Genomic DNA, 10,600 nt, shown 5'->3' on the forward strand with positions numbered 1-10,600 from the left:
GCGGCATAGGGTTGCTGGACACGCCCCCAACCACAGAGCGGGTCCCCTCGCCCCTCTAGGGGAGAGGGTTAGGGTGAGGGGGGCAACGCTGAGAATGGGCACGAAGGCCCCACATCAATCGCCCTTACTTGGGCAGCACGATTTCGTTGTCGCCGAACTTCTGGAACCGCGACGGAATGATCGCTGTGCCGCCGCCCGAACTGGTCACGCGGCCACCACAGAAATCACCGCGATTGGCGCGGGTCACATAGCCCGACATGCGGCGCAGGGCTTCATCCACGGCCAGTGATTGCTCATGCGGCGTTTCCACCAGCAGATTGTTGAGCGCGTAGCTGTAGCTGTCATAACGATAGTTCAGCGCCCGCACGAACCAGGCGATACTCGCATCGTTCTCCTGCTTGCGCGCCGCCACGTCGCTGGCAGCTTTCGGATCAAGCCCGCTCAGCGCCCGCAGCGCTTCAGCGCGCTGCCGATCCACCTCGATCACCGCGCAGATCGCCGCGAAGGTCGACGGCACCGTATCGATATCGGCGGTAATGTGGCTTCCCACCGTATTGTAGCGCGTACGGGAGGATTGGTAGGGCGTGTTTTTGAGCCAGCCGTAATAGCGATCGACCTTGAAGCTCAGATCCGTTGCTGCCGTGAGGCGCGTGCGCTGCAGCTCTACCGCCGTGTCGTAGAACCAGTCCTTGGCATGGGCCGCGACGAGAAACCGCCAGACGCGGTTATGCATCTCGGTTTCCTGGTCGGTCTTGTTGAAATTGGAAACGGCTTCCTTGCGCTGGCGCGCCATGAAATCCCCGACCACCGGCATTGCCGTATCATGGGTGAAGCTGGGAGCCGCACGGCCCAAATCACCCACAGGTCGCGCAACGCAGCCTGCGGCCAATCCGGCTAGGACGATAAAGGAGCTGGCGCGCAACAGGGCGCCGAGATGGTCAGCCACGTTTGCGCTTCGGCCTCGGTGGGTCGACACGATCTTCAATAGGCGGCGTGCCGCGCTCATAACGAACCCCGGTGAACATCAATATCTGGGCGGTCCGGGGCTGATATGGCCCTGCGGTAGCGGTTTTCGGCCGTGCATCGAATTTGACGAGCTTTCCCAAGCCTGCCTCCATCTCAGTGCGCTCCCCTTCCCCACGGGGGTATGCGTGTCATTGCAAATCAGCGTGCGCGACGCCCCTCGCGCTTTCCGTCATTAAGAGATCGTCAAGGTTAACAGTCTGCTAACGAATTCGCGGCAAGAGTGGGAACGCATCAAATGTGATGCGAATGCGAGTCGACGGTCCCCGATAAAATGCTTGGTTTTCAGCCCTACGAGACGTTTCAGCTTCTGATCGAGACCGGCGGCGTCGATCGCACGAACACGCTGCTGATCGCCGCATGCGACGCCTATACGCGCCGCGGCAAGCCAACTCATCCCGAAATGGAACAGTTTGAAGCGCTCGCAACGCGCCTGTTCCCCATCGCCGGACCACAAGCGCGCGCCAAGGGCGCAGCCATCCTCGGCCGCGCCGAAGTGCTCTCGCCGACCCTTGAGCAGCTCGTTGTCGAAAATATCGGCGAAGACCTGATCAGCTTCCTCAGCGGCGCCGTCGATCTCAGCGAAGCAACCATGCTCGACATTATCGGGCGCTATGATGTGGCCGCAGCGTCCACCATTGCCACCCGCGCGGACCTCTCCAATGTGGTGCTGGCCAAGCTGTTCCAGATGAATTCGCGTAAGGTTTACCGGGCCTTGGCCGCAAACCTCCACATCGTGCCACGTGGCGCTTACCTCAGTGCCCTCGCCCGTTCCGCGCAGATGGACCACATCGTTGCCGAGTCCCTCGCCAAGCGTGACGACTTCGACGCGGCGTTGCTGGCGCCAGCCTTCTTTGATCTGTCCGATCAGGATCGCATCAAGGTCATCCACGCCTTCACGCACCGCGAAACCCCGGTCGCGCCGATCCGCAAGACCATCGAACAACTGACCGTCGCGACGCAGGATCTGACCAAGGCCCTGATGAAGCTGTTCTCCGAGAACCGCCGCCCGGAAGTCACGCGCCTGCTCTCCCAGATCACCGGCCTTGATGAAGTCCGCTGCGGGCAGATCGCCCATGACGTCACCGGGGCCTCGCTGTTCGTGATTCTGCGCGCCTTCGGCTCCACCGCCTATGATGGCCTCAAGGTTCTGATCCACGCCACCAGCCACGACACCGAGCGCTCTCGGGCGTTGGCCGACTACGCCACGCTCTTTGGCAACGTCACGCCGGAATCAATGGCTTACCTGATGAGCGCATGGCGCGGCGAAGTGAACCTGCTGGAGCTGGCCAAGCCAGAATACCGTCCATTCATCGAACGTCGTCGCCAGCAGAATTCGGTCAGCGCCACCAACAATCCTGTTGTCGATCAGGCCATCGAGGCCCTGGCGCGCATCGGAGTGAAGCGCGCCAGCTAAGCTGGATTTATTTGGCGAAGGTCTGCTCGATCTGGTCGAGCGTCGCCAGCGCACCGTAATAGTCGAAACGATAGGCGTAATCGGGGAAGTCATAGGCTTGCCCCGATACAATCGCAGGCAGCTTGCCGGTGATCGGGTCACCCGCAAGGTCCGCAACTTTGGTGCCTTCGGCATCCCATGGCACCACGATCATGGTTGGCGCGGTCAGCACGTCGGAAACCCGCTCCATCCCCACTTCCACAGAGTCGCCGGTGCCATAGGCTGCGAAATCGGGCAAGCGTTCGGTCAGCTTGTCCGGCTCAAAGCCGACCTCAGCGAACAGCTGCGGCGTCGCCGAGCCTTCGGGCAGGAAATAAGGCGGCGCGCCAACCTCAAGCGGCAACAGGAACACGGTGGGCTGCGGCGGCAGCGTGATGGCAGCCTTCACCTCGGCCACCCGCGCTTCATACGTGGCAACCGCCGCGTCTGCCTCGTCCTTACGATCCAGCACGTCCGACAGATAGGCAATCTCGCCCTGCCAGGTGTTGATCGCCCGATCGACCAGCACGGTCGGAGCAATCGCGCTCAGCTGGTCATAGGCCTGCGTCGTCAGATGGCCGGGAAAGCCCTGCCCGCCCCCAATGATGAGGTCAGGCTCCAGCCCCAGGATCTCTTCCATGTTGTAGCCATTGTCGGTGAAGTCGACGACCGTGCTGCCCGACTTGCGGGCCTGTTCGGCCCAAACGCTCGAATAGCCCTCTTCCGTGGTCGCCCGCGCTGAGCGGCCCACTGCCAGCACGTCAAAGCCCAGCACATAGACCGATCCCGCCAAGGCCGAGTTGAGAACGACGATGCGCTGCGGCGCTTCGGGGATCGTCACGGTGCCGTTGATGGTCTCCACCGTACGATCAGCCGCATAGGCCGGTGTGATGGCGAGTCCCGCCAACAAGGCAAGGGATAGCGATTTCAGGGACATGGCTAGACGCTCCAAAACAGAAAGGGCCGGCACGCATCCGTACCAGCCCGATTGGCAATAATATGAGTGCAACTATCTTGTTAAAGGTTGCGCGACCCCACGTCCAGTTCCACCCCCGGGTCATCGCCGCGCAGATCGAGGCTGATCACCCAGAGATCGGGATCGAAATTGATTTCTTGGGCGATACGGTCCCGCACTTTGCCGGGCTCGGCATGGCTGAAGCGGCGCTGAAACACCAGGGCGGCAGTATCATCAAGGCTGCTCATGGGCGCAGGCGTGAACAGCGAACGAGTGCCATCGAGGTGATCAACCTCAATGAACACCTGTCCGGCGATCGGGTCGCCGCGGCGCGACATTACACACATATTGCCGAGATCATTGTGGCGCCGCACGAAGGCGGAACACCACAAATCGCTGCGAAGGCGGGACAATTAGATCGACGCGCCAGAGTCGCGCAGCAGACCCACCAGATCAGGATTGACCTGTCCGGTGACGCGGTAGCTGTGGAAGTTCTCGAACTCGCGGATCGCCCGTGCCGTGGCATCGCCCGGATGGCCATCAATCGAGCCGTGGTAGAACCCGAGGCTCGCCAGCCCACGCTGTATCTGGCTGACCAGCTGCGTATTGTTGGCGGGCTGAACTTCCCGCTGCGGCGGTGCATTGTTGTCCAGCGACGCCACCTGAACCGGCGCCGGCATGGCCTGCACTGGGGCGGCAGCTACAGGCGCTGAAGGCACGGGTGCTGCAGCAGCGGCAACCGAGGCGCCTCGGCCATCAACTGCCGCAACAATGGCGTCGAGTGTCTGCGCCGTGGCCGAACCAACGGTATCCACAGCACGGTCAACTGGGGTCAATGGCGGCAGTTGAGCGCCGGTAGTGGCCTGCTGGATCACTGGTGGCGGCGCGACAGGCTGGATCACCTGCGCCTGCACCACCGGAGCGGGCTGCACCACGGGTGCCGGCGCCACGACGGCGGCGCGCTGCGCCCTGCCCGATGCATCGGCCTTGAGGATTGCGTCAACCACCGTTGGCGTCAGTGCGCCGGTCGGCGTCATGCCGTTGCGCTGCTCGAACATGCGGATGGCGGTAGCAGTCTGCGGGCCATAGAACCCGTCGACCTTGCCATGGAACATGCCAAGCTCGAACAGCTTCTTCTGCACGTCGAAAGCCTGCTTGTTGCCCACGGGCGCATCAGGAATAACCTGCTGCTGCACGACGGGAGCAACGCTCCCGGTCGACTGCGCTGGCACATATGCCTGCTCGACAGGCACGGCCTGAAGCTGTGCTGGCGCAGCCATGGGCACCGGCGCATCGGCGACCGTGATGGCAGGCGAAAAGAACGGCGCGGGATGACGCGTGGTCTGGAAATACAGGGCGTTACTGGCCGCCAGGGCCGTCAACGTCACCATGGCCAAAAGACCGGTCGAAGAGAGCGGAGCCCGCATATAGCGTGCCCAAGCCCAGCTGCCTGCGCGTCCCAGAGAAGATGCGACAGCGCTGCCCGCCGCGAGGGGCAGGTGCGTGAAGGTGGATGCTGTCATTGCGCTTTTCTTTTTTCGTCTTGCCATGGAATGATTGGAGCGGCGGCTGGCTCTCTACGGAGTGGGGTTACGGTGTCAGTCTCGACGACGTTAGTTGCCGGACCGTTTATGGGCAGTAAAACTGTCATAGTTGTACCCGCTCCGATTTCGGAAATGGCACGCAAAGTGCCCTCATGCAGGTCCACCAGCCCCTTGACAATCGACAGTCCGAGACCGGTACCCTCATACTGACGGGCCAGACCATTCTGCTCCTGGAAGAAGGCTTCGCCAACCCGCTTGATCGAGTCGGGGGCCATGCCCACGCCATGATCGCTCACCGACAGATTGATCGCCTGCCCCTGACGCTTCAGCGACACGGTCACCGTGCCACCGGGATGGCTGAACTTGATGGCGTTCGACATCAGGTTCAGCAGGATCTGGCGGCATGAGCGCTCGTCGGCCATCAGCATCGGCATATCGCTGGCGATATTGGCGACGAGACGGATCTCGCGTTCCTGTGCGGCTGCCTCAAGCATGTTGAAGCATGGCTGCACGATGGTTGCTGGCATGAATGGTTCGGTCTGCAGCTCAAACTTGCCTGCTTCGATCTTGGACATGTCGAGCAGCATACGCACCACTTCGAGCAAATGGCGCCCGCTCTGGTGGATCAGCCCGGCATATTCCTTGTGCGTGGCCGAAGGCTCGCCGCCAATGCCGCTGGTCATCATTTCCGAGAAGCCGACAATGGCGTTGAGCGGCGTGCGCAGCTCGTGGCCAATGGTGGCGAGGAAGCGCGACTTGGCTTCGGAGGCTTCTTCAGCGGCGCGACGGGCTTCCGCCATCGCCACTTCATTGTCCTTGCGGTCGGTAATGTCGCGGAACAGCGCCACCACTTCATGGCGCACACCTTCGGTGGCGGCGTCCAATACGGGCGACAGGCTGACTTCGACCCAGATAAAGCGCGGCAGAGCCGTAGCGCGCGGATCATCCTGGCGCATCCGCACCTCGATGGTGCGCACCTTGCCGCCCTGGTTGGCGTCAGCAAAAGCGGTGAGGTAGGCGGGGCGATCCAGCACATGCATGCGCTCGCCAAGCCCACTGCCCGACAGCTCATAGCGGCGGCAGCCAAACAACGTCTCGGAGGTCCGCGAGGCCAGCAGCACTTCGCCGTCGCTGGAGAACCGGATCACGGCATCCTGAACGTGCTCGATCAGGTGGCGATAGGCGTTAACCTGCGACTTGTCGTAGACTTCAAAGGCAACGCTGATGCGGTGCGATGAGTGCAGCACGATGGTCACGCAGACGGCAAAGCTCAACGCCGAGGTGCCAAACAGCACGCTCGTTGGCATTGGAAAGACTGGCAGCGACAGCAGGTTGGTCACGAAGGCCAGCGCCACAAAGCCAGCAAGGATCATCCAGCTCTGACGACGCAACTCAGGGCGGCCGATCAACGAGGCCAACACCGGCGCCATCACGGCGATAGCCAGCCCGGCGTCGGCAATATGCCCACTTGCGAGCGACAGCAGAAGGCCGACGAAGAACAGGGCATAGACCTGCCCTGCCGCAGCATGCTCGAACAGGCGGCGCTGATGCAGCGACAGCGTGATCATGCCAGCGACGAGGCCGGTTGCAGAAATGACGAAGGGGAGCGCCGAGCCAGCGATCAGCCAATAAATGGCGAACGGCATCAGCAGACCGGAGAGAACAATAGCTATACGTGCGTTGTCAGCGACCGTGTTACGGCGCAGCATTTCTGGGCGATGGCCCGTACCAGCGATGGCCAGACTCATCTCTTTGCTTGCGCCGAAAGAGAACAGGCTACGCATACACACAATACTCACTACTTCGACGCCAGCGGAACGGTGCCAGGCGGCACCTTGAACAAGGCCTTAACACCCTGTCTTGCTCGAATGATTTCCGAGTCTTGTTGTCCTCACACTGGCGCTCAAGGAGCTAAGACGCTCTTAAATCAGAGCCTCTCCAGACCGCTTGCGGCCCGGCACGATGCGGTTTCTATGGTTAGCGTAAACAAGGTGTTGCCTGCGTTACGACCCGCCCGACAATTTGATTCAAATTTTATCGAAATGTCCTAATCCCGCTTAATGGGACGGGCATAGTGTGTGTCATGCAGCACGGGCAGTGGCTGTCAAAACAAACGGAATTCGCAATGTTTCTGGTGGTTCGATCGATATTCTGGCTGACGGTTGCCTTTATGGTGATCAAGCCCGGCTTCGACTTCAGCACGGCCGCGAACCAGACCATGGCTGCAGGCAGCCAGGTGGTGGCGCAGCAGATCCAGTCCATTGAATGCGACACCCTTCAGTGCGTCGGCGGCAAGGCCGTCATCTCGGCAGCACTTTCGTCCTCCCCGTCGGTTGGTTCTCCCATGCATGAGTCGCCAGCCATCAGTCCGGTGCCTTTCCCCCGGCCTCGTCCGGACTGGGCGGGTTAAAGGGAGCCATCAGGCCCCCGTGAATTACCCCAGGGTTGTGTCACTTCCCCAAGCGACGCCACTCCAACGACCCTGGTCCTGCCCCAAGCACGCTGCCCCGTGCTTGGGGCTTTTTCTTTTCCAACGTCCCAATGGGTGATGGGATCGTTCTGACGTGCCCAGCGTTGTATTCGAGTTCGCTCGAACTTCATGAGGCCGTGCCATGACGGACCATCCTGAACTCAGCCATCTGCCACCCACCAAGCCCGTGCCGACCGGTCCCACACGACGGGATTTCCTGTTCGTGGCGACGGGCGCCGTTGCGGTCGTGGGTGCGGGCGCCACCATCTGGCCGCTCATCGATCAAATGAACCCCGACGCCTCGGTACTCGCCACCGGCTCGGCCGAGTTTGATCTGTCCGCCATGGCGGTCGGACAGGAGATAACGGTGCAGTGGCGTGGTCAGCCCATCTTCATTCGCTATCGAACCCCCGAAGACATTACCGACATGCAGTCGGTCCCGCTCAACGACCTGAAGGACCCCGCACCGGATTCGGCGCGAGTCATCGAGGGGCATGAACAATATCTGGTGGTGATCGGGATCTGCACGCATCTGGGCTGCGTGCCGGTGTTCAATGCGGGGTCCTACAAGGATGGCTGGTACTGCCCCTGCCACGGCTCACAATATGATGCCTCAGGCCGCATTCGATCCGGCCCAGCGCCGCTCAACCTAGTGATGCCGCCCTATGTCTTCAAAACGGCGACCTCGATCCAGATCGGCTAGCGCCGCGACTCTAAGCGCCTCTGGACCAGCCACAAAAGGCTCTCTCCACAGGCTTTTCCAGCGTTCTCCACGGCTTTCGCGATCGGTAAAATTGCAGCGATCTGGTTCACCTCGGGGAAGGCGGCCACGCCTACCTCAGGCGTCATGAAAACCAATACCCAGATTCGCCAAGACCTCTCCGATGCACCCGACCTCTCGGCAGTTGCCGTGATGGATAACGGCCTGACCCAGATTACCGTTTCGGTGATGAACCTGACCGCCACCGGCGCGCAGATCGAAGTTCACGTGCCCACGCAGCTGCCGCCCATGCTGTCGCTGCTGGTCAATGGCCGCCTCAAGTCCTGCGAAGTCATCTGGCAGTTTACCCAGTTTGCCGGTCTGCGCTTTCTGGGCGTACAGGCCAACTGAGCCAAACGCTCCCTCCACCGTTCGTGCGCCCAGTTTTGCTTGCGGGGCGCATCTCTGCTCACTAGATAAGGCTCATGACCGAGCCCAAAGCCTTTCAAGACATCGCCGAAAACCTCTCCTTCCTTGACGATTGGGAGGACCGGCTCAATTACGTCATCGAGTTGGGCCAGGCTTTGCCGTCCATGCCCGAAGACGACAAGACCGACGACAACAAGGTCAAGGGCTGCGTGTCAAATGTCTGGCTCGTGTCCAAAACGGACCGTTCCGGACCAACACCATCGATGAGCTTTCGCGGCCAGTCAGACGCCATCATCACCAAGGGGCTCGTGGCTATCCTGCTGGCGCTTTACTCCGACCGCCCCGCAGCGGAGATCGCCGAAACCGACGCCATTGAGTGGTTCAAGAAGGTTGGTCTCAGCGAGCACCTGGGCATGCAGCGTTCTAATGGCCTTGTCGCCATGGTCAATCGCATCCGCACCGAAGCGAAGGCCCTGAGCTAACCGTCGGCAAACATGGCTGGGCGCGTTTCCAGCCATCCCCGCACTGCGCCGCCCTGCCCGCTCGCCCGATGGGGCTGCAAGCCAAACTGGTCGGCCAATTGCTCGAGCCCGATGCGCAGTATCAGCTTGGCGCTGCGCCGTGGCCAGCGCCGCTCGATCTCGATGGCCTGCAGGCCCTTGCCCAGCCCGCACACGTCAAACACTACGCCCCAGCAGTCCCCCGGCAATTGCGCCGCGATCCGGTTGAGCGCCTGACGGGCCTCTACGGCACTGTCGCTAACCTCCGCCGCCCCGTTGCCGCCCTTACGTCCGCCACCGACCCGCGCCGGGTCATAGGACATGGTCACGCGCGGCACGAGACGTGAGCGCTCGATCAGCCGCGCCAGCCGATCGGCCGCCGCCACATGGTGGGGCAGCAGAAACGTCGCGCCATCCTCGCCCTTGCTGGCCGCGAGCCGCGCCACCACTGCGTCATCGGCTTCAGTGCGCATCTGCAACCCCCTCCGCTTGGGCAGCCTCCAGGCGCCGCTCAAGTGCGCTGACCTCCTCATCAAAGGCAGGATCATCGCGCATATCCTCGATGACAGCGCAGGCATATGAGACTGTTGTCCTATCACGACCAAATGCGCCACCGATTTCCGTCAGGCTGCGCCCGAGCACAACATGGCTGAGATACATGGCAAGCTGGCGAGCACGGGCGGTTGGTGGGCGACACCGGGATTTGTGGATTATCAGCCGGATAGGTACGCGCTTTTCGCGCGCGACAAGCGCAATCACATCATCGCAGGCAGAGCGCCGCGTCAGGGTGTTCAGCGGAGAAAGCGGATGACAGCCGGTATTCATAGTCTGGCCTCGTCGGGTACAAGGAATTTATTCCTACATACTGCGACGGTCAAAGCCAACCGGGGATAAGTGGGGAATTTACTGAGAGGCCAGAAGGGCCGGACATTCAAACGGCCACTCTGGAGAGCGGCCGTTTGAACTTTGGTTATCGCCGGGGCCTAATCGCCAGAACTGGCTGGATCAAGCGCGACGTCTCGTCGTGTGGCAGGCGCCGATAATCAGGCAGCCTTGCGGCCGAGGCCATTGTCCTTGGCGAGCTTGGAGCGCGTCGCCGAGTAGTTTGGAGCAACCATTGGGTAGTCAGCTGGCAGGTTCCACTTCTCGCGGTATTCTTCTGGCGAGAGGTTGTAGTGGGTGCGCAGGTGACGCTTCAGGGATTTGAACTTTTTACCATCTTCGAGGCAGATGATAAAATCTGCAGCGACGGACTTGCGCACAGGCACAGCCGGCTTGAGTTCTTCAACCTGTACAGGGACTTCATTGTTCTGCAGGGCCCGCAGCGCGCCGTGCACCTCAGCGATCAGCTTAGGCAGATCGGTGGGGCTAACTGCGTTGTGGCTCACATATGCAGAGACGATCTCGCTGCTGAGCTCGATTAGGTCGGTCTCATAGCCGGTCGCCGAACCGGTCGCTTCGTTCATAATTCAACCTTTCATGGGTTCTATAGAGCACCAACGAGGGCGGTCGATGCCGTGTGCATTCCTATGACTGTTCAGTTG

General features: G+C 61.3%; 13 protein-coding genes. 5 read left to right on the top strand and 8 right to left on the bottom strand.

The features are described from left to right. Positions 1–124: 124 nt before the first annotated feature. Entirely contained in the window at positions 125–946 is an 822-nt protein-coding gene (locus WH87_RS06840; protein WP_156458133.1) for a hypothetical protein, read from the bottom strand. A 351-nt stretch (positions 947–1,297) separates the two neighbouring features. On the opposite strand from WH87_RS06840, the gene WH87_RS06845 reads away from it, so the two are divergent. Next, positions 1,298–2,440 carry a DUF2336 domain-containing protein gene (locus tag WH87_RS06845; protein ID WP_046137907.1) on the top strand — a complete coding sequence of 381 codons (1,143 nt, stop codon included), beginning with the start codon at positions 1,298–1,300 and terminating at the stop codon, positions 2,438–2,440. 7 nt (positions 2,441–2,447) lie between these two features. On the opposite strand, the gene WH87_RS06850 is transcribed toward WH87_RS06845, so the two are convergent. The 4 genes from WH87_RS06850 to WH87_RS06865 all read right to left on the bottom strand — a co-directional run bounded on the left by WH87_RS06850 (position 2,448) and on the right by WH87_RS06865 (position 6,705). Further along, a complete protein-coding gene (locus tag WH87_RS06850; protein WP_046137908.1) occupies positions 2,448–3,395 on the bottom strand; it encodes an ABC transporter substrate-binding protein in 948 nt (315 codons plus the stop codon). A gap of 80 nt (positions 3,396–3,475) precedes the next feature. Further along, on the bottom strand, positions 3,476–3,826 hold the full coding sequence (locus tag WH87_RS06855; protein ID WP_046137909.1) for a DUF1491 family protein: 351 nt from the start codon (positions 3,824–3,826) through the stop codon (positions 3,476–3,478). Beyond that, positions 3,827–4,936, bottom strand: a complete 1,110-nt coding sequence (locus tag WH87_RS06860; protein ID WP_046137910.1) for a peptidoglycan-binding domain-containing protein — start codon at positions 4,934–4,936, stop codon at positions 3,827–3,829. Next, positions 4,933–6,705 (bottom strand): PAS domain-containing sensor histidine kinase, encoded by a 1,773-nt coding sequence (locus tag WH87_RS06865; protein WP_197410741.1) that lies wholly within the window; start codon positions 6,703–6,705, stop codon positions 4,933–4,935. Before WH87_RS06865 ends, WH87_RS06860 begins: the two co-directional genes overlap by 4 nt. A gap of 377 nt (positions 6,706–7,082) precedes the next feature. Here WH87_RS06865 and WH87_RS06870 point away from each other — a divergent pair, with 377 nt between their 5' ends. From WH87_RS06870 to WH87_RS06885, 4 genes are all read left to right on the top strand, one after another. Further along, the gene (locus tag WH87_RS06870; RefSeq protein WP_046137911.1) at positions 7,083–7,367 is read left to right on the top strand and encodes a hypothetical protein; all 285 of its coding nucleotides are present in this window, start codon (positions 7,083–7,085) and stop codon (positions 7,365–7,367) included. A 202-nt stretch (positions 7,368–7,569) separates the two neighbouring features. Then, entirely contained in the window at positions 7,570–8,130 is a 561-nt protein-coding gene (petA, locus tag WH87_RS06875) for a ubiquinol-cytochrome c reductase iron-sulfur subunit (protein ID WP_046137912.1), read from the top strand. A 144-nt stretch (positions 8,131–8,274) separates the two neighbouring features. Next, the gene (locus WH87_RS06880; protein WP_046137913.1) at positions 8,275–8,538 is read left to right on the top strand and encodes a hypothetical protein; all 264 of its coding nucleotides are present in this window, start codon (positions 8,275–8,277) and stop codon (positions 8,536–8,538) included. Between the two features lie 74 nt (positions 8,539–8,612). Continuing rightward, entirely contained in the window at positions 8,613–9,038 is a 426-nt protein-coding gene (locus WH87_RS06885) for a SufE family protein (RefSeq protein ID WP_046137914.1), read from the top strand. On the opposite strand, the gene WH87_RS06890 is transcribed toward WH87_RS06885, so the two are convergent. The 3 genes from WH87_RS06890 to WH87_RS06900 form a co-directional block, all read right to left on the bottom strand. After that, positions 9,035–9,529 (bottom strand): DUF6456 domain-containing protein, encoded by a 495-nt coding sequence (locus WH87_RS06890; protein WP_052952312.1) that lies wholly within the window; start codon positions 9,527–9,529, stop codon positions 9,035–9,037. The genes WH87_RS06885 and WH87_RS06890 overlap by 4 nt on opposite strands. After that, positions 9,519–9,881 carry a helix-turn-helix domain-containing protein gene (locus tag WH87_RS06895; protein WP_052726247.1) on the bottom strand — a complete coding sequence of 121 codons (363 nt, stop codon included), beginning with the start codon at positions 9,879–9,881 and terminating at the stop codon, positions 9,519–9,521. The genes WH87_RS06890 and WH87_RS06895 overlap by 11 nt, the downstream gene beginning before the upstream one ends. 218 nt (positions 9,882–10,099) lie before the next feature. Next, positions 10,100–10,522: a MucR family transcriptional regulator gene (locus tag WH87_RS06900; protein WP_046137915.1), complete on the bottom strand. Its 423-nt coding sequence runs from the start codon at positions 10,520–10,522 to the stop codon at positions 10,100–10,102. Positions 10,523–10,600: the final 78 nt, after the last annotated feature.

Source organism: Devosia epidermidihirudinis (assembly GCF_000971295.1).
Classification (GTDB): Bacteria; Pseudomonadota; Alphaproteobacteria; order Rhizobiales; family Devosiaceae; genus Devosia; species Devosia epidermidihirudinis.